Source organism: Acinetobacter sp. ANC_7553, assembly GCF_056779895.1.
Genome location: NZ_JBWYIV010000003.1, coordinates 190,863 through 213,115, shown reverse-complemented (window position 1 = coordinate 213,115; position 22,253 = coordinate 190,863). Strand labels below are relative to the sequence as shown.

Here is a 22,253-nt window from a genome sequence, read left to right as displayed (position 1 = left end):
GAAAAAAATACTAAGTCTATAAATGAAAAAAAGCCCGCCACCAAGAGGTGACGGGACTTCTTGGTAGTGTATTAACCTACTGTTTGTAAGTCTTGCAAACGATATACATCCATTGGCAATTTGATTGCTAAAGCTTGGCAAACTGCATCTGCACCGTTAAGGGTAGTCGTATGATAGACCTTACCTTGAAGTGCAGAACGGCGGATTGAGAACGAATCCTGCTGAGCTTGTTTACCTTCTGTTGTATTGATAATGAGGTGTATTTCGCCATTTTTCAAGCGGTCCACAATATTTGGACGACCTTCAGTCACTTTATTTACACGTTCACATTCAATACCAGCCGCTTTGATGACATCGTATGTACCACCAGTAGCAAGGATTTTGAAGCCAAAGTCAGCAAGTTGTTTTGCAATACCTGCTGCACGTGGTTTATCAGAATCACGTACAGAGATGAATGCATGTTTAACTTCGCCTTCTGTTGGAAGACCTGGTAAACGCTCATTTGCACCTAATACAGCTTTATAGAACGCTTCGCCAAATGTTTTACCAACGCCCATCACTTCACCTGTAGATTTCATCTCAGGCCCAAGGATTGGATCAACACCAGGGAACTTGTTGAATGGGAACACTGCTTCTTTAACAGAGAAGTGCTCAGGGATAATCTCTGTAGTGAATCCTTGAGATTCTAAAGATTGACCCGCCATACAACGCGCAGCTACTTTCGCTAAAGACTCACCGATACATTTAGAAACGAATGGCACTGTACGTGATGCACGTGGGTTCACTTCTAAGATGTAAACGTCTTCGCCTTTAACCGCAAACTGTACGTTCATCAAACCAACAACGCCAAGTTCTTTTGCCATTGCAACTGTTTGACGACGCATTTCGTCCTGAATCTCTTTAGAAAGAGAGTAAGGAGGGATCGAACATGCTGAGTCACCTGAGTGAATACCTGCTTGTTCAATGTGTTGCATGATACCGCCAATCACAACGTCTTTACCGTCAGATACGCAGTCTACGTCAACTTCGATCGCGTCGTCTAGGAAGCGGTCAAGAAGAACAGGGGCATCGTTAGAAGCTTGAACAGCATCACGTAAGTAGCGACGTAACTCTTCATCGTTGTATACGATTTCCATCGCGCGACCACCAAGTACATATGATGGACGTACTACAAGTGGATAGCCAACTTTCGCTGCTTCAGCCATACCTTCTTCAGCAGATTTTACAATGCTGTTGTTTGGTTGACGAAGTTGCAGACGTTGAATCATTTGTTGGAAACGTTCACGGTCTTCTGCACGGTCAATCGCATCAGGCGATGTACCAATAATTGGTGCACCAGCTTCTTCTAAAGCACGAGCCAATTTAAGTGGTGTTTGACCACCGTACTGTACGATGATGCCTTTAGGCTTCTCAATACGTATGATTTCTAATACGTCTTCAAGTGTAATTGGTTCGAAGTACAAACGATCAGATGTGTCATAGTCAGTAGAAACCGTTTCAGGGTTACAGTTCACCATGATGGTTTCATAACCGTCTTCACGCATTGCAAGCGCCGCGTGTACACAGCAGTAATCGAATTCGATACCTTGACCAATACGGTTAGGACCACCACCGATCACCATGATCTTGTCTTTGCTGGACGGGTTTGATTCACATTCGTCATCGTAAGTTGAATACATATACGCTGTGTCTGATTCAAATTCAGCAGCACAAGTATCTACACGTTTGTAAACTGGGGTTACGCCCAAGTTCCAACGATGTTTACGGAATTGTTTTTGTGAAATACCCATCAAGTTCGCAATGCGAAGGTCAGATAAACCTTTACGTTTAAATGAACGGATGTTGTCCGCATTTAGATCGCCAAAACCTAAAGTTTTGATTTGGTTTTCTGTTTTGATGATGTCTTCGATTTGGATCAAGAACCATTTGTCGATCTTAGTCGCTTGGAATACATCTTCTAATGTAAAGCCGTGACGGAATGCATCAGCAACATACCAAATACGCTCAGGACCCGGAACACGAAGTTCTTGTAAGATTTTCTCACGCGCGCCTTCAGCACCCACTTCGATTTTTTCATCAAAGCCAGTTGCACCCACTTCAAGACCACGAAGTGCTTTGTTCATAGACTCTTGGAAGTTACGACCAATCGCCATCACTTCACCAACAGATTTCATCTGTGTAGTTAAAGTTGCGTCAGCTTGTGGGAATTTCTCAAAGTTGAAACGTGGAACTTTAGTTACAACGTAGTCAATCGCAGGTTCGAAAGATGCTGGAGTTGTACCGCCAGTGATGTCGTTTTTAAGCTCATCAAGGGTATAACCAACCGCTAATTTTGCAGCGATTTTCGCAATAGGGAAACCAGTTGCTTTTGAAGCCAATGCAGAAGAACGAGATACACGTGGGTTCATCTCGATCACAACCATACGGCCAGTATTTGGACAAATACCAAACTGTACGTTAGAACCACCTGTTTCTACACCAATCTCACGCAACACTGCTAAAGATGCATTACGCATTAACTGATATTCTTTATCTGTTAATGTTTGTGCAGGTGCAACAGTGATTGAGTCACCTGTGTGTACGCCCATTGGGTCAAAGTTTTCAATCGAACATACGATGATACAGTTGTCGTTTTTGTCACGAACAACTTCCATCTCATATTCTTTCCAACCAATTAAAGATTCATCGATCAATAATTGTTTGGTCGGAGAAAGATCGAAACCGCGTTCACAGATTTCAAGGAATTCTTCTTTGTTGTATGCGATACCACCGCCTGAACCACCCATGGTGAATGATGGACGGATAATCACTGGGAAGCCGAAACGTGCTTGAATTTCTAATGCTTCTTCCATTGATTCAGCGATTGCTGCTTTTGGACATTCAAGACCAATTTTACGCATTGCTTGGTCGAAAAGTTTACGGTCTTCCGCTTTTTCGATCGCTTCTTTCGTTGCACCAATCAATTCAACATTGAATTTTTCTAAAATGCCATGCTCATCAAGGGCAAGGGCACAGTTCAATGCAGTCTGACCACCCATTGTTGGAAGAACTGCGTCTGGGCGTTCTTTCTCAATGATCGCTGCAACAGTTTGCCAAGTGATTGGCTCGATATACGTTGCATCTGCCATTGCAGGGTCAGTCATGATCGTTGCAGGGTTAGAGTTTACCAGAATTACACGGTAACCTTCTTCACGTAATGCTTTACATGCTTGTGCACCTGAGTAGTCAAACTCACACGCCTGACCGATAACAATTGGACCAGCACCAATAATTAAGATGCTTTTAATATCCGTACGCTTTGGCATTATTTGCTCCTCAATTACTTCTTAGATGCTTCAATAAGTTCGATGAAATGATCGAACAATGGTGCGCAGTCATGTGGACCTGGGCTTGCTTCTGGGTGACCTTGGAAACTAAACGCAGGCTTATCTGTACGATGAATCCCTTGAAGAGTTTGATCGAACAATGATTTGTGCGTCGCTTTAAGGTTTGCAGGTAATGTTTCTGCATCCACTGCGAAGCCATGGTTTTGAGAAGTAATCATCACTGTACCATCTTCGATGTTTTGTACAGGATGGTTAGCACCATGATGACCATGAGGCATTTTCACCGTTTTAGCGCCAGAAGCGAGAGCAAGAATTTGGTGACCCAAGCAAATACCAAATACAGGTACGTTACGAGCGTCTTCAACAATTGTTTTTACAGCTTCAATTGCATAGTCACATGCTGCAGGATCGCCAGGACCATTCGATAAGAATACGCCATCTGGATTTAGAGCAAGAACTTTTTCAGCAGGAGTTTGTGCAGGCACGACAGTTAATTTACAACCGCGGTCTGCGAGCATACGTAAGATGTTGGTTTTGACACCGTAATCATATGCAACAACATGAAATTTTGCTTCTGGTTGGGAGAAACCTTGACCTAATTTCCAAGAACCTTCAGTCCATTCGAAACCGTTTGGATCACAGCATTCTTTCGCAAGGTCTAAACCATTCAGACCGCCGAATGCACGAGCTTTTTCTAAAGCTTCTTCTTCTGTAATATTTTCACCAGCTAAGATACAACCGTTTTGTGCACCTTTAGCACGTAAAATACGGGTCAGTTTACGTGTATCAATGTCAGCGATAGCGACAACATTGTGAGATTTTAAGTATTCGCCTAAAGATTGCGTAGATCGGAAGTTGCTGTGCAATAAAGGTAGGTCACGAATGATCAATCCGTTTGCCCATACTTTATGAATTCGACCTGACTCAGCGTCTTCATCATTACAACCTGTGTTACCAATGTGTGGATAGGTAAGCGTAACAAGCTGTTGTGCATAACTTGGGTCAGTCAAAATTTCTTGATAGCCAGTCATGGCAGTGTTGAAAACGACTTCACCAGTCGTACTACCCGATGCACCGATTGACGTTCCTTTAAAGATCGTACCATCGGCAAGGGCTAAAATTGCTGGGGTGCTCAAACCAAAGCTCCTGAAATTTAGGCTGTAAAAAAGCGAGTAGACGAAAAAAAAGGAAGGCTACTTTAAAACCCACCCTCCTTACATCTGCTCGCTTGAACTTAACACGGCATTATACGCAAACACCTTGATAAAGTCCACGTAAATAAACCTGAATTCGTCAGATATATACCTTGTAATTTGATTAAAAGTCTGCTTTTTAAACTTTGGACAAAAGTCTAAGAATGTAAGAATTGTTTAATAATTCAAAAGTTAAGTTTTATCACGATGTATCAAAATTTATGTAGACTTACAATTAATAAGCTAAGTTTCTGAAACAGAATAACAAAGCTTCTAAAAAGCTGATTTGTTAAATAGAACAAATGTTGAAGTTGCTCCAAATGCTTCCTAAAAGTTCGAAAAAAGTACTGATTAGGTCAATTTACCAGTATTTTAGAAAGGACTGATTAAATATGGAAAATAGAGGTAAATATTGAATTGCTTGTTAAAAGCGTAGGTTCAATTATTCAAAGATGAAATTGGTAGTTAGCATGTTGGGATTTAAAAATTAAACCGAGATCGAATTTAAAGAGATTTGAGGCTACTTCGGTGTCTGTGAAGAAATATTTAAAAGCAGATTTGGCTGTTCAAGTGATTAAGGACAATTTTGAAAATTAAAAATGAATAACAGGAATTACAAATATAACTAGATATAACACGTTGAGATCAGTTGTATAAAACTTAACTCTAAAAGAGGTGGGAAGAGTCTACAACTATAGAACTTAAATATTGGGGTAAAAAAAATAGTGAGATTAAATCTCACTATTTTTTTTAAAACTGATGCAACCAATCGCGCTTGTTATGGAAGTCAGCCTCAGGACTACTATGCTGCATCGCATAATAATGTTTAGCTTGCGATGTGTTTAATACAGCGGATAAGCCAATAAAAATATCCTGCCATTTCAATTTATGTTTTAACATAAACTCCGTTAGATCAAGGCTCACATTTAAACCATAGTGCGTCTTTTTGAGTGAATTCAGTTCTATGTCATAAGCTGCTTGCGGTGGCATATCTTCAGGGTAACGATACTCTTCAAATTGATACGCTTGCCAAGCTTGAGAAGGGGAGAGATTGACTTCACGATAAAAGTCCTGATCTTTCACCCCAATGAAAATTTCAAAGCAGGTTTCTTCCCAAAGAAAATCTCGTCGTGGATGTCCAGCTACAATTTCCGGATAGACTAAGTATTGATTTGGGTCACGTAACCAATAGCCCACATTTAGTGTATATGGACTCACTTGTTCAATTGCACCAACCAAGGAGATATCAAAGTAACGGTCAAAAGAATTTAGTTCGTAACTTGCCATTCAATGCAACTCAAATTAATTAGAAAGATGTGCGTGGCGAACAAGATTCGAAAGTTTAGGATTTTGTTTTGCCGCTTTCTTGTATAAAAGTGCAATTTTTCCAATGGTTTGAACAACTTCTGCACCAGTAACTTTGGCGATTTCAGTAATGACTGCTGCACGAGCATCACGATCTTCACCGCCAATTTTTACTTTAATTAACTCATGATCATTTAAAGCACGTTGAGTTTCTTCAATGACATTTTCAGTTAAACCTTGACCACCTAACATTACCACTGGGTTAAGTGCATGTCCGATTTGACGCAAACGTTTGCGTTCCTGAATTGATAAAGCCGCCATAAAGATAACCTAATTTTAAAAACGACTTAGTATAGCAAATCAAGAGATCAAACGCTTATGTTTCTCAGAAATAATCGATCAACTTAAATCAAAAAAACATAAACGATAATCTTGAATTAGATACAGATGAATACTGCAAGGGGGATAAAATTCACGTACAATAAAAAGTTAGAAGATTACGTGTATTTAAAGAGTTATGGCAACACGCATTACCAATCAGAAGTTATCCAAAAGTAGTCGTGCGTGGATGAGAGAGCATTTAGATGACCCGTTTGTGAAAAAAGCACAAAAGGAAGGTTATCGTGCGCGTGCTGCATATAAATTGCTTGAAATCCAAGAGAAATACAAAATCATTAAACCTGGTATGACTGTTGTAGACCTTGGTGCTGCACCTGGTAGTTGGTCCCAAATCGCTGGAAAATTAGTGGGTGATAAAGGTTTAGTGATTGCATCAGATATTTTGGAAATGGATGCACTTCCAGATGTGACGTTCCTGCAAGGAGACTTTCGAGAAGAGGAAGTTTTCGAAAAATTGTTAAATATTTTAAATGGACGAACTGTAGACGTTGTAATTTCAGATATGGCCCCCAATACATCAGGTAATAAGGCCGTTGATCAACCTCGACAAATTTATTTGTGTGAACTTGCATTAGACTTTGCCAATAAAGTTTTAGGTCCGAAAGGACAGTTTGTTGTCAAAGTTTTCCAAGGAACTGGTTTTGACGAATTCCGTAAGGAAGTTGTAGACAGTTTTGAAGTATTAAAAACTGCAAAGCCTGCTGCCTCGCGTGCTCGTTCGAAGGAAGTTTTTTTAATTGGACAGGGCCGTAAAAAGAATTCGCAATAAAGTGACTTGCCAAGTCGCTAAAAAATGTGCATTTTGTACCTTTTGAATATTTTATTGCGAAATTGATTTACTCGCTTTTTGTTAAAGGTCACCCAATTTTGGGCATGATCAAATTAGATTGATATGGGAATAAAGCTTTGAGCGATCTCTTTAAGAATGCCGTTTTATGGCTTGTTATACTTGGTGTGCTGATATTAATTTTCAGCAACATTAGTGACCGTGATAAGCCTGCTGCATTGAACTATTCAGAATTTGTTGCAGCGGTTAATGCTGGTCAAATTAAACAAGTTACCATTGACGGTGAACGAATTAGTGGCGAAAAAGTAAATGGTTCTCCATTTGAGAGTATTCGTCCTGCGGTTCAAGATCCTGAGTTAATGCCGAATCTCATCAAAAATAATGTCGTTGTTGAGGGCACTGCTCCGCAACGTCAAGGTTTATTGATGCAGCTTTTGATCGCAAGCTTTCCAGTACTTTTAATCATTTTGTTATTCATGTTCTTTATGCGCAACATGGGTGGCGGTGCTGGTGGTAAAAACGGCCCGATGAGTTTTGGTAAGTCAAAAGCAAAAATGCTTTCAGAAGACCAAATCAAAGTCACTTTCACAGATGTTGCGGGTTGTGACGAAGCGAAACAAGAAGTCGTTGAAATTGTTGATTTCTTGAAAGATCCAACAAAGTTTAAGCGTCTTGGTGCTAGCATTCCTCGCGGTGTCCTGATGGTAGGTCCACCGGGTACAGGTAAAACTTTACTTGCGAAAGCGATTGCTGGAGAGGCTAAGGTTCCATTCTTTAGTATCTCAGGTTCAGACTTCGTAGAAATGTTCGTTGGTGTTGGTGCATCACGTGTACGTGATATGTTTGAGCAAGCGAAACGCCATGCGCCGTGTATCATTTTCATTGATGAGATTGATGCGGTGGGTCGTCACCGTGGTTCAGGTACTGGTGGTGGTCACGATGAGCGCGAACAAACCTTGAACCAGATGTTGGTAGAAATGGATGGTTTCGAAGGCAATGAAGGTATCATTGTTATTGCTGCGACTAACCGTGCTGACGTGCTAGATAAAGCTTTACTTCGTCCAGGGCGTTTCGACCGTCAAGTGATGGTTGGACTTCCAGATATTAAAGGTCGTGAGCAAATCCTGAATGTGCATTTGAAAAAATTACCTTCAGTGACTGGTGTGGATGTCAAAGTATTGGCACGTGGTACTCCAGGGTTCTCTGGTGCGCAATTGGCAAACTTAGTTAATGAAGCTGCATTATTTGCTGCACGTCGTAATAAAAATACGGTCGATATGCATGATTTTGAAGATGCAAAAGATAAGCTTTATATGGGGCCAGAGCGTAAATCAATGGTTCTACGTGAAGAAGAGCGTCGCGCAACGGCTTATCATGAAGCAGGTCATGCGATTGTAGCTGAAATGCTTCCAGGCACAGACCCAGTACATAAAGTCACGATCATGCCACGTGGTTGGGCATTAGGTGTAACTTGGCAGCTTCCAGAGTTTGATCAAACCAGTCATTACAAAGACAAAATGTTGAATGAGCTTTCTATTCTGTTTGGTGGTCGTATTGCAGAAGAAATTTTCATTAATCAGATGTCGACTGGGGCTTCTAATGACTTTGAACGTGCAACAAAAATGGCGCGTGCAATGGTGACTAAGTACGGTATGTCTGACAAGATGGGTGTCATGGTTTATGAAGAAGATGCTCAACAGTCATTTATGGGTAGTCTAGGTGGTCGTACTATTTCTGAAACGACTCAACTTGAAGTTGATCGTGAAATTCGCCGTATCCTAGATGAGCAGTACAAAGTTGCACGTGATATCTTAGAAAATAATAAAGATATTGCCCATGCGATGGTAAAAGCTTTGCTTGAGTGGGAAACGATTGATCGTGATCAAATCCGTGACATTATGGAAGGTCGCGAACCTCAACCACCTAAGGTATATGTGGCTGAGAATCCAATTGTAGATGTAACCCCTACAGATGGTCCTTCAACGCCTCCACCTTTACCAGCAAGCTAAAATGAAGGAGTCTCTTATGAGGCTCTTTTTTTTGTGTTGAAATTATCCCTCATGTTTAAATTTTACTTGATATCATGTAAATAGATTTTCTAGGAACATCAATATGCAACTTATCTCTTTACCTAATCAGATTCTTAAATGTGGTGCATTGGAACTTGATTTGTCAAAGCCTCATGTAATGGGTGTGTTAAATGTAACGCCAGATTCGTTTAGTGATGGTGGTAAACATAATAGTGTAGAGGCGGCACTAGAGAGAGCAAAGCAAATGATTGCTGAAGGGGCGAGTGTTATTGATGTAGGTGGTGAGTCAACTCGCCCTGGCGCATCTGTTGTTAATGTTCAGGATGAAATAGATCGTGTAGTTCCAGTCGTTGAAGCGTTGGTTAAATTGAATGTTGTGATCTCAATCGACACCTCACAACCAGAAGTGATTAAAAAGGCGGTTAAAGCTGGAGCGCATATTTGGAATGATGTCAGAGCATTAACAAAGCCACATGCTTTAGAAACAGCTGCGGAATTAGATATTCCAGTCATTATCATGCATATGCGTGGTGAGCCAACCACAATGAACCAGTTGGATCAATATGATGATATTACTTTAGATGTGATTTCAGAATTGCAAACTCGATTAGATGCAGCATTAAATGCGGGAATTAAACCTGAAAATATCATGATTGATCCGGGTTTCGGATTTGCAAAAAATGCACATCAAAACCTGAAATTATTAAAAGAGTTGTATAAATTAAATGAGTTGGGATATCCAATACTTTCTGCATTATCTCGTAAGCGATTTATTGGTGAAGCTTTAGGTGGTGTACCTGTCCATGAACGTGCAGTGGGTTCGGTGACGGGGCATCTGTTAAGCATACAGCAAGGAGCATGTATGGTCAGAGCACATGATGTAAAAGAAATGGTGCAAGCTATTCAAATTTGGGCAGCAATGAATAGTGTTGGTTAAATTAAAGGTTGATTTAAGACAGTGAAAATCATCAATGAAAATATTGGCTTAGTTATACTTTGATTAAAAGTGAGATTTACTCCTCGTTTTTATTGTTGGTTTAATGTCTAGCTTGTGTTATATAAGCTCGGTTTTTGTTAATGCTATTACTTGAGCTTTAATATGTTGAATGATGTACTTCTCCCGATGTTCGACGATGAATATTATCCTGATATTCTCGTGGCTGAAATTCAGCAACTCATTGAAAAATTCTCAAAGAAGGTATCTAAGGTGAATTCCGATGCTGAGATTTATCAAATCGCCAATGATATTGTGGCGGAAATTAATGAGATGAAACCTCAGTTCGAAGATCTTGACTCTTCTCTTGATGATGCAGCAGCAGACTATATTGCTGAGGCAATGATGATGGTCGTTCAGGAAGAGGGATTTTTGGATATCGAAATGGAAGAACTTGTCTCAAATAGAGAGTGGTAAATCGCTCTCTATTTTTTTGTGTTGTTATTGTTGTGGCTAAACGCTAGGCATAAAAAAACCAGCTTACGCTGGGTTCTTTATTTACACCATTATTCTCTATCAGAAGAATGGTGCCCGAGGCCAGACTCGAACTGGCACGCTTTGAGGGCGGGGGATTTTAAATCCCCTGTGTCTACCGATTTCACCACTCGGGCATGTGCGCAATAATAGAGGACACTTTTAAGCTTGGCAAGAGAAAATCGTATTATTTGCTTTCTTTTCAATCAACTTGCATTGATTAGATTAAAAATTATAACTTTGGGGGTGATGGTTTATGATATTTGGACATTAAATTGTCATCTGATTGCAATTTTAGCTTCATAAATACGGTTTAAGTTCGAAGTTAAAATAACTCGCCAATTCGTAAATAAAATGAAAAATAAAATCTCAAGACGCGCATTAATTAAAAATTCATTGGCTGGATTAGGTGCGATTTCACTGCCTGTTTCGATTACAGCATGTAATGGCGATGGTCAAACCAGCAATGAGCATAAAGTTGAATTTTTGCATGGAGTGGCGAGTGGAGATCCATTACAGGATCGAATAATTCTTTGGTCGAGAATAACACCTACAGATATGACGGCAACATATGAGTTAGATTGGGAAATTGCACTTGATGAGAATTTTTCAAATATTGTTCAGATGGGGGAAATCAAGACTTCTGCTGCTAAAGACTTTTGCTTGAAAGTCGATGTACTTAATTTGAGTGCCGATACTCGTTATTATTACCGATTTAAATATGGGCAGATACATTCTCCAATTGGTCGTACGAAGACCTTAGCAACCAAGACCAATGCGGTTAACTTTGCCGTATGCTCATGCTCAAATTATCCTGCTGGTTATTTTTATGTGTACCGTGAAATTGCGAAGCAGGACGTGGATGTTGTGCTGCATCTGGGCGACTATATTTACGAATATGGCAAAGATGGGTATGCAACTGAACAAGCCGAAAAGCTTGGTAGAACACTCGATGTGGATAATCAAAACGAGATTTATCGCTTAGAAGATTATCGAAAACGTTATGCAAAATATCGAACAGACCCTGATTTACAAGCGGTTCATCAACGTCATCCATTTATTCTGATTTGGGATGATCATGAGCTGACAAATGATGCATGGCGAGCTGGTGCGCAGAATCATCAACCTGATCTAGAGGGGGATTTCGTAGCACGAAGAACAGCAGCCTTATCAGCTTATTTTGAATGGATGCCAATTCGCGAAAAAAGCAATAACGATATTCTTCATATTTATCGTCAGTTTAATTTTGGTGATTTAGTTCAACTTAATATGCTAGATACACGTATGTTGGCACGAGATGAGCAACTGACTTTTGCTTCATTTATGGATGGTGAAAATCTAAGTGTTGAGCAATTTAGAGCGGCATTATTGAATGAGCAGCGACAGCTAATAGGGATAGATCAGTTAAATTGGTTGGCGAATAGTCTGCATAGCTCTCGCGCAATATGGAATGTATTGGGTCAGCAAGTATTGATGGCGAAAATGTTGGTACCTGCTGAGGTATTACAAATATTAAATGTCGCCAAAAGTGGAATGGTAGATGGCAACTTTTTAATTGAAGCTCAAAAACGTCTCATGGAGTTGGTTGCAATTAAGTTGCGTTATAAAAATAATGATCCAAGCTTAACTGACGCTGAATTATCAAGAATACTAACCGTGATTCCTTATAATTTAGACGCTTGGGATGGTTACTATGCTGAGCGTGAGCGTGTTTATGCTTTATATGAGCAGTACCAGAAGAAAGTTGTTGTGTTGGCTGGAGATACCCATAATGGGTGGGAGTCTGCATTACATCAACAAAATGGTGAGAAGGTGGGGATTGAATTAGCAACAAGTTCAGTTTCTTCACCAGGTATGGAGAAATATCTCAATTTACCTGAGAACTTAATGCAACAATTTGAACAAGTGTTTATCCAATTGATTGATGAATTAAGCTTTTGTAATTTGAATCAACGAGGCTATTTAAAATTGAGCTTTGATTCTACGCAATTGAGTGCAGATTGGCTGTTTTTAACAGATATTCATTCACAGGAGTATCAAGTTGATCAATTAAGATTGCACTCGACAACGTATGATACCAATTTGAATATAATTAAAGTAATGCAGCAAGCAAGTTGATCGTAGCGCTACATGATGCTATCGATATATTTTTCAATATCGGTATGCTTGTAGCGCATACACAATTTGTTTTCATAGTTCATCAAATGAACATAAAGTTGCGCATTTTTTTGTTTTTGTTCAATCAATAATTGATGCTGCTTTGAGTTTTTGGATGAAAAGATTAGTTTTAAGTAAAGCTTGAAATTTTGTTTATAACTCCAGAAAGCCACTCTGCGAATTTCTTGAATATAGTAATAGTTTTCTTTAGAAGTGTTTTCTCGGAATAAATTCTCTTTATAAAATTTAACGAAACCAAAATTCATAGCGAAATAAAACAAAATTCCCTGTAAGAACCAACTTTCCATAAAAGCGATATTTAAACTTTGTAAAAGAATGAGGATGGTCAGTTTGAATGGGGTATTTTTAAGTTGCTGGTAAGTTGAGATACTACTGTGCTTGATCTGTTTGAGGATGATTGGCGTAATCAGCATAAAAAATAACATGATACACAAAACAGCACTCCCACCAGATTGAAAGCCTTCTAAAAAAACAAGGTGTTGTTTAAGCAAAAGGGTTAACAAATATGAGCAAGGAAGGAAAATCATTAATGCAAGTGCAAGCGGGATCAGTTCTTTACGCTCATCTAGAATCCCTTTGGTCTTTAACTGACTATAGAGCAAGAAGTTTTTTTTAAACGCTTGAGGATATTGTTGTTTTAGTTCTTGAAGATATTGAGCAACTTGCTTATTTTGATTCATTTGAATATGAAATTCTGAAGATGAGTGATTATAGCAGATGAGTTTAAAGAAAATGCAGACATAAAAAAACCAGCTTACGCTGGGTTCTTTATTTACACCATTATTCTGTATTGGAAGAATGGTGCCCGAGGCCAGACTCGAACTGGCACGCTTTGTGGGCGGGGGATTTTAAATCCCCTGTGTCTACCGATTTCACCACTCGGGCTTAACAAGATGGAGGCGGAGGTCGGAATCGAACCGGCGTACACGGAGTTGCAGTCCGCTGCATGACCACTCTGCCACCCCGCCATGTCTTGTTGATGCGTATATTAACAAGCTCTGAAAAAAAAACAATAGTGCTTTTATTCGTATGTGCAGAAAAACAGCATATAACGGAAATTATTTAAAATATTCATGTAGAATGTGCGAAATTGATTCATATCAACACTTGGGAGATGTGCCGTGGCATTAGTTTTAGATGGTCGTGCATTGGCAAAACAAATTGAGGCTGATTTGTTAACTCGCGTAGAAGCGTTAAAAGCAAAATCAGGACGTACTCCAATTCTTGCGACGATTTTAGTAGGTGACGATGGTGCATCTGCAACTTATGTGCGTATGAAGGGTAATGCATGCCGCCGTGTTGGTATGGATTCACTTAAAGTTGAACTACCAAAAGAAACGACGACAGAACAATTGCTTGCTGAAATTGAAAAACTCAATGCAAATCCTGATGTTCACGGTATTCTTTTACAACATCCAGTACCAGCGCAAATTGATGAGCGAGCGTGTTTTGATGCGATCTCACTTGAAAAAGATGTGGATGGTGTTACTTGCCTTGGTTATGGTCGTATGGCAATGGGTGAAGCGGCTTACGGTTCTGCGACACCTGCAGGTATTATGACGATTCTGAAAGAAAACAACATCGAAATCGCAGGTAAGCATGCGGTTGTTGTAGGTCGTTCTGCAATTTTGGGTAAACCAATGGCAGCTATGCTTCTCGAGGCGAATGCTACTGTAACGATTTGTCACTCTCGAACACAAGACCTTGCTAGCTTTGTGAAGCAAGCGGATATCATTGTGGGTGCAGTGGGTAAAGCTGAATTGATTCAAAAAGATTGGATTAAACCTGGTGCAGTAGTTGTTGATGCTGGTTTCCATCCACGTGATGGCGGTGGTGTAGGTGATATTCAACTTGTTGGTATTGAAGATATTGCTTCAGCTTACACACCAGTACCGGGTGGTGTAGGTCCAATGACAATCACAACGTTGATTCGTCAAACAGTTGAAGCAGCTGAAAAAGCTTTAGGTTAATATTATCTCCCTCTCTTGCGCCGTATACGGCTCAGGGAGAGGGTCGAGGTGAGGGTATTGAGTTAGATAAATCCTCTCCCTAACCCTCTCCTTTAAAAAAGGAGGGGGAACTCTCTTTATTAATTTAGATTTCGTATTTGAAACTCAAATTTTGCATATTTAAAAATAAAATCCAATGAGCTGTACTTTCCAATTTCCTAAAGCGCCTGAACATTTACTCAAAGCCTTACATGATGTGATTCCACATTGTGAACTTCATGCACAGCAACTGCCTGATACACCAATTTCACTTTGGCTCATTCCACCCGTTTTTCCAACCGATAAGCTAGATGATGAAGTTACTCGCCGTATTTGGAATGATACGCCATATTGGATTTTCTGTTGGGCATCAGGTTTAGCAATGGCACAATGGTTATTGGCTGAACCGCATCATGTGAAAGACAAAGTGGTTTTAGACTTTGGCGCAGGTTCAGGCGTAGTCGCGATTGCAGCGAAAATGGCAGGGGCAAAGCGTGTCATTTGCTGTGATATCGACCAAGTTAGTTTGGATGCGTGTCGTGCCAATGCTGAATTGAATGATGTTGAGCTTGAATATTTGGATGACTTATATAAAGCTGAGCAGGTTGATATCTTGTTGGCGGCTGATGTGTTGTATGACCAGTGCAATCGTTTCTTCTTAGATGAGTTTTTAAAATTTGCACCTGAGGTGTGGGTGGCGGATAGTCGTGTAAAAAACTTTAGTCATCCGAAGTATGAAAAGCTTGATGAACGCAGTGCAACGACATGGCCAGACTTGGATGAATCACCTGAATTTAGAAATGTCAGTTTTTATAAGACACTCAATGAAGTACATTGAGTGTCCTAAGTTTAGAGTGTGCAGTTAAAGCGAACGACTTGTAAGAGGCTAGGCTTAGTTTCTAAAGAAAGACGTGTATTGTAGTCTTCATTGCTGTATAGGCTTTGAGTGTTTGAGAGTCCGAATGATGTTCGTGATTGACCAATTTGAACCTGTTGAGTTTCTTGAGTTTTATAATTGGGATTAGCAATTTCATTTACACTCAAAATGGTGGTTTTATACTGTTGAGTATGTCCTAAAACTTGTTGGCAAGTGCGTTGCAATTTGTGTTCATCAATATTTTGGTTGGCACGTGCAGAGAGGGTATACGAAATAGTGGCAAAATTTTCTGATTTGTTTTCAATTTGATATCCTGTAGCTCCATTGTGCTGTCGCGGAACAGATTGACAGGCTGTAAGCATAAGTACGATTAAACAAGAGCCAATCATTTCTATTTTTTTCATTATTTGATCCTAATAAGCTGTTTAAATCAGTATGCCATAAGTGTGACAACTTATTGGTACTAATAAACGTTACTAAATACACTTTATTCAGTTTGTTTGAAGTAAAAAAAAGGTCACCGAAGTGACCTTTTTTCTCATCATACTTAAGCAGATTTAACCGCTTCTAAAAGCTCAGCTTGACGTTTTTTCAACGCTTCTGGTAAACGATCACCAAGTTTGTTGAATAATTCAGTGTGGCTTTCGAGTTCTTTGATCCATTGCTCTTTGTCTTGAGAAGTCACAAGGTCAAATTGCTCTTTCGTAAAGTCTGAACCAGTCCAGTTCAACTGTTCGTAAGTTGGAACACGACCAATTGGAGTTTCAACAGCGTCAGCACGACCTTCACAGCGATCGATAATCCACTCAAGAACACGCATGTTTTGACCGAAACCAGGCCATACAAAGTTGCCTTCAGCATCACGACGGAACCAGTTCACGTTGTAAATACCAGGAAGCTTGTTACCAGCAGCTGCAGCTTTCTCGCCAACTTTCTCACCCATTTCTAACCAATGTGTGAAGTAGTCAGCCATGTTGTAGCCAGCAAATGGAAGCATCGCAAATGGATCGCGACGAACAATACCTTGTTGACCAACAGCAGCAGCAGTTGTTTCAGAACCCATCGTTGCAGCTTTATAAACACCGTCAACCCAGTCAAATGCTTCTGAAATTAGAGGCACTGTGTCCGCACGGCGACCACCAAAGATGAACGCAGAGATTGGAACACCTGCTGGATTTTCCCAGTCAGCATCAATAGAAGGGCATTGACCAGCTGAAACTGTGAAACGCGCATTTGGATGAGCTGCTTTTTCTTCACCAGTATGTGGTTGACCTTTCCAGTTCGTTAGGTTGGCAGGTGCTTCTTTAGAAAGACCTTCCCACCATACTTCACCGTTGTCAGTCACGGCAACGTTTGTATAGATCACGTCTTTATGAAGCGTAGCCATACAGTTCGGGTTCGTCTTTGTATTTGTGCCAGGAGCTACACCGAAGAAACCTGCTTCAGGATTGATTGCATATAAGCGACCATCTTCACCTGGTTTGATCCAAGCAATATCGTCACCTACAGTTTCAATCTTCCAACCTTCATAACCTGTTGGTGGAATTAACATTGCAAAGTTTGTTTTACCACAAGCAGATGGGAATGCAGCTGCGATGTAGTGTTTTTCACCTTGTGGATTTGTCACACCAAGGATGAGCATGTGTTCAGCTAACCAGCCTTGCTGACGACCCATGAATGATGCGATACGTAATGCTAAGCATTTTTTACCAAGCAATGCGTTACCACCATAACCAGAACCAAATGACCAAATTTCACGAGTTTCTGGATAATGAACGATGTATTTTTCTTTGTTGCAAGGCCAAGCAACGTCTTTTTGACCTTCTTCCAATGGTGCACCTACAGTGTGTACACATGGAACAAATTCGCCATCAGTGCCTAGAACGTCATAAACAGCTTTACCCATGCGAGCCATTTTAGACATGCTGACTGCAACATAAGGAGAGTCAGTAAGTTCGATACCAATGTGAGCAATATGAGAACCTAAAGGTCCCATAGAGAAAGGTACAACGTACAAAGTACGACCTTTCATAGAACCGTCAAATAAACCGTTTAATTTTTCACGCATAACCGCTGGAGCTTCCCAGTTGTTAGTTGCGCCAGCATCTTCTTTGTTTTCAGAGCAGATAAAAGTACGGTCTTCAACACGAGCAACGTCAGAAGGATCAGAGTTTGCAAGATATGAACCAGGGTGCTTTTCTTGGTTAAGCGCTTGCATTGTGCCGTTAGCGATCATCAAGTCGATATAACGTTGATATTCTTCTGCGCTACCGTCACACCATTCAATTTTTGCTGGTTTTGTTAGTTTAGCAATCTCTTCCACCCAAGCAATAAGCTTAGGGTGACGAACGAATTCTGGTGCGTTCACTTGGGTCATGGTGAGGCCTATATCAAAAGTGTACAATGTGGTGTACAAATAATATCTAGATGCTGGTTTGCAGACTCTAGATTCAGTATGAAAAAAAAGTGGCTGTATTAAAGCATATTTTCTTAAAAAAAATAAGACCAAAGGCTTAAATAGTGCTTAAGACTTGTTTGGTGTTAAGTTTATGTAATTATTTGATATTTTTTTAAAAAATGAGTAATTTCTTATTCATTTTTAAATTTTATGTTTGGTATTTGTAGTTAAAATATTTATTTAAAATAAAAACTTAATTAAATTATGAGATCAATTCTCATCATCGAAAAATTAAATGAACATCATTTAAAAATTACATAAATTGGCTTTTAATTGAGTAGTAAATAGACGAAATTTTAAAGTAATTCAATTTTTAAAGCCATAAAATGAATTCAATGCTTAAGCCTTTGTCTATGATTTTTAATGAAAAATCTGGATTCCATGCCACCAATAATGATCAAATTTATGAGCAACTCATGCATTACTGGACAGATCTAGGTTTTGAAATACAAGTTTTTGATATTGCATCAGAAATGAGTGTTCAAGCACTCATTGAAAAAGTTCATCTTCGACATTTAAATCACGATAATCAGGGGGTGATTGTGGTTGCTGGCGGGGATGGAACGTTAAATTCTGTGGCTAATTATTTATTACATCAAACCATCCCTTTGGTAATTTTACCTTTAGGGACATTCAATTATGTTGCACGGGTTTTGAATATTCCTTTAGATATTCTCGAAGCTGCAAAACTGGTGGTTGAAGGTAAGCCTAAAGCGGTACATGTGGCAAAAATTAATGATGCCATTTATCTAAATAATGCGAGTTTGGGTCTTTATCCATTGTTTATTAAAAAAAGAGAGTTATATAACCAAAAACTAGGGCGTCTACCATTACATGCCTATACTTCTGGCTTAGATGTGTTGATTCGTGATCGTAAAGAATTAAAGTTAGAAATTGAGGTGGATGGTGTGAATTATGCAGTTAAAACTCCTTTATTATTTTTAGGCAATAACCAACTTCAATTAAAAGAAATGAACCTCAATATCGCTAAAACGGCAGAAGAAGGTCGGGTTGCGGGAGTTGTACTTGCTCGCACGGATAAGCTGAGTATTTTTAAAACACTCATCCAACTCATTCGTGGAAAATTAGATCAGGCAGCAGACGTATATAGTTTTAGTGCGGATCATGTGCGAATACGTTCTCATCAAAAAAAAATGACAGTAGCAATCGATGGAGAAATTATTCAACTGGATTCACCATTAGATATTCATGTTGAAAGAAATGCACTGACCTTAATGGTGCCACAATGATTTTACATTTGTCTGATTTGCATTTTGGAACTGAGCAACAAGACTGTTTAGATGCAATTGCTCACTTTGTTGCAGAACATTTGATCGAAGCTGTTGTGGTCAGTGGTGATCTCACTCAAAGGGCAAGATTTTCACAGTTTTATCACTGCAAAAAATTTCTAGAAGAACTTAATGTTCCTTATATTGTGATTCCGGGTAATCACGATATTCCTTTGTTTCATTTATGGCGCAGATTTTTAAGTCCGTTTCATCGGTATAAGTTGTTTTTTGGTGAAATGGAACAGACCTTAGAAACTGAGCATTTTTATATTATAGGAATCAATACAATTCATCCTAAGTACCATACGAAAGGTCGTATTACTGAGTTTCAAATTCAGGAAATTGATCAAAAAATGAAATTGGCTCCTCAAGATAAATTAAAAATTCTGCTTACGCATCAACCTTTCTATAGTGGTGATCACGGTATAAATATGTCTAAAGATCGTCCTAAAAATACTGAAAAAGCCCTAAAGACATGGGCAAGCTCAGGGTTGAATGCAATTCTACATGGTCATTTACATGTATCTGCTGTTTATGATCTGAATAAGATTTTCCAACTTAATGCTCAGCATCCAATATTGGATATTCATGCAGGTACCGCTACGTCACATCGTTTACATCATGACTTTTCTAATAGTTTTAATCTAATTGATGAAAAACTGAAGGTGCGTGAATATCGCTTTGATTCGAGATTCAAGAAATTTTATTTAGTTGCAAATCGGAATGAAGGCTAAATTATCGAAATGCCTAAAAAAAATACAAAAAATTAAATTTTTTTTCATTTTCCCCTTGAAGCAATTTTTTCCATCCCCACAAAAGTGACATCAAATAATTTTGGTGGTGATCTAAGGAAATTAAGATCACGACTATTAATCAAAAGACTTAGTCTGATGGAGTATTTTTATGAGCAACATTCGTCCATTACATGACCGTGTAGTAATTCGTCGTGTTGAAGAAGAAACAAAAACAGCTGGCGGCATTTTATTGCCAGGTTCTGCTGCAGAAAAGCCTGCTCAAGGTGAAATTATTGCAGTTGGTAATGGTCAGATCACTGACAATGGCGTTCGCGCTTTAGATGTAAAAGTAGGTGACAAGGTATTGTTTGGTACTTATGCAGGAACAACTGTGAAAGTAGATGGCGAAGAACTATTAATCATGAAAGAGTCAGATATTTTAGCTGTTTTAGAAGGCTAATTGATTCTTTTTAATACTACTCATTTAATCAATCAGATTTAGTAATTTTAATAATATTCGGAGTCAAATATGTCAGCTAAAGACGTTAAGTTTGGTGATTCAGCTCGCACAAAAATGATCGCAGGTGTGAATATCCTTGCAGATGCGGTTAAAGTTACACTTGGTCCTAAAGGCCGTAACGTTGTTATCGATCGTTCATTCGGTGCGCCACACATCACTAAAGATGGTGTTTCTGTAGCGAAAGAAATCACATTAAAAGACAAGTTTGAAAACATGGGTGCTCAACTTGTTCGTGAAGTTTCTTCTAAAACAAATGACATCGCAGGTGACGGTACTACAACGGCAACTGTTTTGGCTCAAGCAATTTTGAACGAAGGGATCAAGTCAGTAACTGCGGGTATGAACCCAATGGACTTGAAACGCGGTATTGATATTGCAGTTAAAGCTGTTGTTGCAGATATTAAAGCAACGGCTAAACCAGCATCTGATTCGAAAGCGATTGAACAAGTTGGTTCGATTTCTGCGAACTCTGATACGACCGTTGGTTCACTGATCGCTCAAGCGATGGAAAAAGTGGGTAAAGAAGGTGTAATCACTGTTGAAGAAGGTTCAGGCTTTGAAGATTCTCTAGATGTTGTAGAGGGTATGCAGTTTGACCGTGGTTATATTTCTCCATACTTCGCAAACAAACAAGATACATTGACTGCTGAATTGGAAAACCCATTTATCCTTCTTGTTGATAAGAAAGTAAGCAACATCCGTGAGTTGATTACTGTTCTTGAGGCAGTTGCGAAAACAGGTAAACCACTTCTAATCATCGCTGAAGATGTTGAAGGTGAAGCACTTGCAACGCTTGTTGTAAACAACATGCGTGGCATCATCAAAGTATGTGCTGTTAAAGCACCAGGCTTCGGTGATCGTCGTAAAGCAATGCTTCAAGATATCGCGATCTTAACTGGTGGTACTGTGATTTCTGAAGAAATCGGTATGCAGTTAGATCAAACAACACTTGAACATTTAGGTACTGCACACAAAGTAACTGTATCTAAAGAAAACACAGTGATTGTTGATGGTGCAGGCGATGCGAATCAAATTGCTGAGCGTGTTCAACAAATTCGTGCGCAAATTGAGGAATCAACTTCAGAATACGACAAAGAAAAACTTCAAGAGCGTGTTGCTAAATTAGCAGGCGGTGTAGCAGTGATCAAAATCGGTGCTGCAACTGAAGTTGAAATGAAAGAGAAGAAAGATCGTGTAGACGATGCTCTTCATGCAACTCGTGCTGCTGTTGAAGAAGGTGTTGTTGCGGGTGGTGGTGTTGCATTAGTACGTGCAGCTAAAGCACTTGACGGTGTAACGGGTATTAACGATGATCAAAACGTAGGTATCAACATCCTTCGTCGTGCGATTGAAGCGCCACTTCGTCAAATCGTATCTAACGCAGGTGATGAACCATCTGTAGTGATTAATGCAGTTAAAAATGGCGAAGGCAATTTCGGTTATAACGCTGCGACTGGTGAATACGGCGATATGCTAGAGATGGGTATCCTTGATCCAGCGAAAGTTACTCGTTCTGCACTTGAGCATGCTGCGTCTGTTGCGGGCTTAATGTTAACAACTGAGTGCATGATTACAGAGATCCCAGAAGATAAACCAGCTATGCCTGACATGGGCGGTATGGGTGGTATGGGCGGTATGATGTAATTCATCCCACAGCCTAAAAAATCCCCGCTTTAAGCGGGGATTTTTTTGTCATCTGTC

Annotated in this window: 18 protein-coding genes and 3 tRNA genes; 11 read left to right on the top strand and 10 right to left on the bottom strand. The window is 39.6% G+C overall.

Annotation, left to right across the window (positions count from 1 at the left end):
• Nucleotides 1-71 precede the first annotated feature (71 nt).
• From carB to yhbY, 4 genes are all read right to left on the bottom strand, one after another.
• On the bottom strand, nt 72-3,305 hold the full coding sequence (carB, locus tag AC1M9I_RS04130) for a carbamoyl-phosphate synthase large subunit (RefSeq protein ID WP_481593195.1): 3,234 nt from the start codon (nt 3,303-3,305) through the stop codon (nt 72-74).
• 14 nt (nt 3,306-3,319) lie between these two features.
• Nucleotides 3,320-4,462: a glutamine-hydrolyzing carbamoyl-phosphate synthase small subunit gene (gene carA, locus AC1M9I_RS04125; protein ID WP_035266900.1), complete on the bottom strand. Its 1,143-nt coding sequence runs from the start codon at nt 4,460-4,462 to the stop codon at nt 3,320-3,322.
• A gap of 807 nt (nt 4,463-5,269) precedes the next feature.
• Entirely contained in the window at nt 5,270-5,806 is a 537-nt protein-coding gene (locus tag AC1M9I_RS04120; RefSeq protein WP_092765927.1) for a DOMON-like domain-containing protein, read from the bottom strand.
• Nucleotides 5,807-5,821: 15 nt separating this feature from the next.
• Entirely contained in the window at nt 5,822-6,145 is a 324-nt protein-coding gene (gene yhbY / locus AC1M9I_RS04115; protein WP_481593194.1) for a ribosome assembly RNA-binding protein YhbY, read from the bottom strand.
• A gap of 196 nt (nt 6,146-6,341) precedes the next feature.
• Between yhbY and rlmE the strand changes: the two genes are divergently transcribed.
• The 4 genes from rlmE (at nt 6,342) to AC1M9I_RS04095 (ending at nt 10,451) form a co-directional block, all read left to right on the top strand.
• On the top strand, nt 6,342-6,992 hold the full coding sequence (gene rlmE / locus AC1M9I_RS04110) for a 23S rRNA (uridine(2552)-2'-O)-methyltransferase RlmE (protein ID WP_179998526.1): 651 nt from the start codon (nt 6,342-6,344) through the stop codon (nt 6,990-6,992).
• Between the two features lie 137 nt (nt 6,993-7,129).
• Nucleotides 7,130-9,019, top strand: a complete 1,890-nt coding sequence (gene ftsH, locus AC1M9I_RS04105; RefSeq protein WP_035266907.1) for an ATP-dependent zinc metalloprotease FtsH — start codon at nt 7,130-7,132, stop codon at nt 9,017-9,019.
• A gap of 103 nt (nt 9,020-9,122) precedes the next feature.
• Complete coding sequence (gene folP / locus AC1M9I_RS04100; RefSeq protein WP_481593193.1) at nt 9,123-9,977, top strand: dihydropteroate synthase; 855 nt, start codon at nt 9,123-9,125, stop codon at nt 9,975-9,977.
• Between the two features lie 162 nt (nt 9,978-10,139).
• Nucleotides 10,140-10,451, top strand: coding sequence for a DUF5713 family protein (locus tag AC1M9I_RS04095; RefSeq protein WP_035266912.1), 312 nt, complete (start codon nt 10,140-10,142; stop codon nt 10,449-10,451).
• A 108-nt stretch (nt 10,452-10,559) separates the two neighbouring features.
• Here the strand turns inward: AC1M9I_RS04095 and AC1M9I_RS04090 are convergent.
• Nucleotides 10,560-10,645 (bottom strand) — tRNA-Leu (locus AC1M9I_RS04090).
• A 217-nt stretch (nt 10,646-10,862) separates the two neighbouring features.
• Between AC1M9I_RS04090 and AC1M9I_RS04085 the strand changes: the two genes are divergently transcribed.
• Nucleotides 10,863-12,626: an alkaline phosphatase D family protein gene (locus tag AC1M9I_RS04085; protein ID WP_481594145.1), complete on the top strand. Its 1,764-nt coding sequence runs from the start codon at nt 10,863-10,865 to the stop codon at nt 12,624-12,626.
• Between the two features lie 8 nt (nt 12,627-12,634).
• Here AC1M9I_RS04085 and AC1M9I_RS04080 read toward each other — a convergent pair whose 3' ends face one another.
• The 3 genes from AC1M9I_RS04080 to AC1M9I_RS04070 all read right to left on the bottom strand — a co-directional run bounded on the left by AC1M9I_RS04080 (nt 12,635) and on the right by AC1M9I_RS04070 (nt 13,654).
• On the bottom strand, nt 12,635-13,366 hold the full coding sequence (locus AC1M9I_RS04080) for a hypothetical protein (RefSeq protein ID WP_481593191.1): 732 nt from the start codon (nt 13,364-13,366) through the stop codon (nt 12,635-12,637).
• A 119-nt stretch (nt 13,367-13,485) separates the two neighbouring features.
• Nucleotides 13,486-13,571: transfer RNA gene (locus AC1M9I_RS04075), tRNA-Leu, on the bottom strand.
• Between the two features lie 9 nt (nt 13,572-13,580).
• Nucleotides 13,581-13,654, bottom strand: a tRNA-Cys gene (locus AC1M9I_RS04070).
• Nucleotides 13,655-13,807: 153 nt separating this feature from the next.
• On the opposite strand from AC1M9I_RS04070, the gene folD reads away from it, so the two are divergent.
• Nucleotides 13,808-14,656, top strand: coding sequence for a bifunctional methylenetetrahydrofolate dehydrogenase/methenyltetrahydrofolate cyclohydrolase FolD (gene folD, locus AC1M9I_RS04065; RefSeq protein WP_092765931.1), 849 nt, complete (start codon nt 13,808-13,810; stop codon nt 14,654-14,656).
• Nucleotides 14,657-14,831: 175 nt separating this feature from the next.
• Nucleotides 14,832-15,512 (top strand): class I SAM-dependent methyltransferase, encoded by a 681-nt coding sequence (locus AC1M9I_RS04060; protein ID WP_481593190.1) that lies wholly within the window; start codon nt 14,832-14,834, stop codon nt 15,510-15,512.
• 11 nt (nt 15,513-15,523) lie between these two features.
• On the opposite strand, the gene AC1M9I_RS04055 is transcribed toward AC1M9I_RS04060, so the two are convergent.
• Both AC1M9I_RS04055 and AC1M9I_RS04050 read right to left on the bottom strand, forming a co-directional pair.
• Entirely contained in the window at nt 15,524-15,955 is a 432-nt protein-coding gene (locus tag AC1M9I_RS04055; protein ID WP_481593189.1) for a hypothetical protein, read from the bottom strand.
• Between the two features lie 143 nt (nt 15,956-16,098).
• The gene (locus tag AC1M9I_RS04050; RefSeq protein ID WP_092765934.1) at nt 16,099-17,928 is read right to left on the bottom strand and encodes a phosphoenolpyruvate carboxykinase (GTP); all 1,830 of its coding nucleotides are present in this window, start codon (nt 17,926-17,928) and stop codon (nt 16,099-16,101) included.
• 407 nt (nt 17,929-18,335) lie between these two features.
• Between AC1M9I_RS04050 and AC1M9I_RS04045 the strand changes: the two genes are divergently transcribed.
• From AC1M9I_RS04045 to groL, 4 genes are all read left to right on the top strand, one after another.
• A complete protein-coding gene (locus AC1M9I_RS04045; protein WP_180028129.1) occupies nt 18,336-19,259 on the top strand; it encodes a diacylglycerol/lipid kinase family protein in 924 nt (307 codons plus the stop codon).
• The gene (locus AC1M9I_RS04040) at nt 19,256-20,032 is read left to right on the top strand and encodes a metallophosphoesterase family protein (RefSeq protein ID WP_180028130.1); all 777 of its coding nucleotides are present in this window, start codon (nt 19,256-19,258) and stop codon (nt 20,030-20,032) included. The genes AC1M9I_RS04045 and AC1M9I_RS04040 overlap by 4 nt, the downstream gene beginning before the upstream one ends.
• Nucleotides 20,033-20,201: 169 nt before the next feature.
• Nucleotides 20,202-20,492 (top strand): co-chaperone GroES, encoded by a 291-nt coding sequence (locus AC1M9I_RS04035; protein ID WP_004810787.1) that lies wholly within the window; start codon nt 20,202-20,204, stop codon nt 20,490-20,492.
• A 69-nt stretch (nt 20,493-20,561) separates the two neighbouring features.
• Entirely contained in the window at nt 20,562-22,196 is a 1,635-nt protein-coding gene (gene groL, locus AC1M9I_RS04030) for a chaperonin GroEL (RefSeq protein ID WP_035266940.1), read from the top strand.
• Nucleotides 22,197-22,253: the final 57 nt, after the last annotated feature.

What these genes read in the sequence shown, in the direction of transcription:
- carB (WP_481593195.1), bottom strand. Translation starts at nt 3,305, where the DNA reads ATGCCAAAGCGTACGGATATTAAAAGCATCTTAATTATTGGTGCTGGT.
- AC1M9I_RS04120 (WP_092765927.1), bottom strand. Translation starts at nt 5,806, where the DNA reads ATGGCAAGTTACGAACTAAATTCTTTTGACCGTTACTTTGATATCTCC.
- yhbY (WP_481593194.1), bottom strand. Translation starts at nt 6,145, where the DNA reads ATGGCGGCTTTATCAATTCAGGAACGCAAACGTTTGCGTCAAATCGGA.
- rlmE (WP_179998526.1), top strand. Translation starts at nt 6,342, where the DNA reads ATGGCAACACGCATTACCAATCAGAAGTTATCCAAAAGTAGTCGTGCG.
- folP (WP_481593193.1), top strand. Translation starts at nt 9,123, where the DNA reads ATGCAACTTATCTCTTTACCTAATCAGATTCTTAAATGTGGTGCATTG.
- AC1M9I_RS04095 (WP_035266912.1), top strand. Translation starts at nt 10,140, where the DNA reads ATGTTGAATGATGTACTTCTCCCGATGTTCGACGATGAATATTATCCT.
- AC1M9I_RS04085 (WP_481594145.1), top strand. Translation starts at nt 10,863, where the DNA reads ATGAAAAATAAAATCTCAAGACGCGCATTAATTAAAAATTCATTGGCT.
- AC1M9I_RS04080 (WP_481593191.1), bottom strand. Translation starts at nt 13,366, where the DNA reads ATGAATCAAAATAAGCAAGTTGCTCAATATCTTCAAGAACTAAAACAA.
- AC1M9I_RS04060 (WP_481593190.1), top strand. Translation starts at nt 14,832, where the DNA reads ATGAGCTGTACTTTCCAATTTCCTAAAGCGCCTGAACATTTACTCAAA.
- AC1M9I_RS04055 (WP_481593189.1), bottom strand. Translation starts at nt 15,955, where the DNA reads ATGAAAAAAATAGAAATGATTGGCTCTTGTTTAATCGTACTTATGCTT.
- AC1M9I_RS04050 (WP_092765934.1), bottom strand. Translation starts at nt 17,928, where the DNA reads ATGACCCAAGTGAACGCACCAGAATTCGTTCGTCACCCTAAGCTTATT.
- AC1M9I_RS04045 (WP_180028129.1), top strand. Translation starts at nt 18,336, where the DNA reads ATGAATTCAATGCTTAAGCCTTTGTCTATGATTTTTAATGAAAAATCT.
- AC1M9I_RS04040 (WP_180028130.1), top strand. Translation starts at nt 19,256, where the DNA reads ATGATTTTACATTTGTCTGATTTGCATTTTGGAACTGAGCAACAAGAC.
- AC1M9I_RS04035 (WP_004810787.1), top strand. Translation starts at nt 20,202, where the DNA reads ATGAGCAACATTCGTCCATTACATGACCGTGTAGTAATTCGTCGTGTT.
- groL (WP_035266940.1), top strand. Translation starts at nt 20,562, where the DNA reads ATGTCAGCTAAAGACGTTAAGTTTGGTGATTCAGCTCGCACAAAAATG.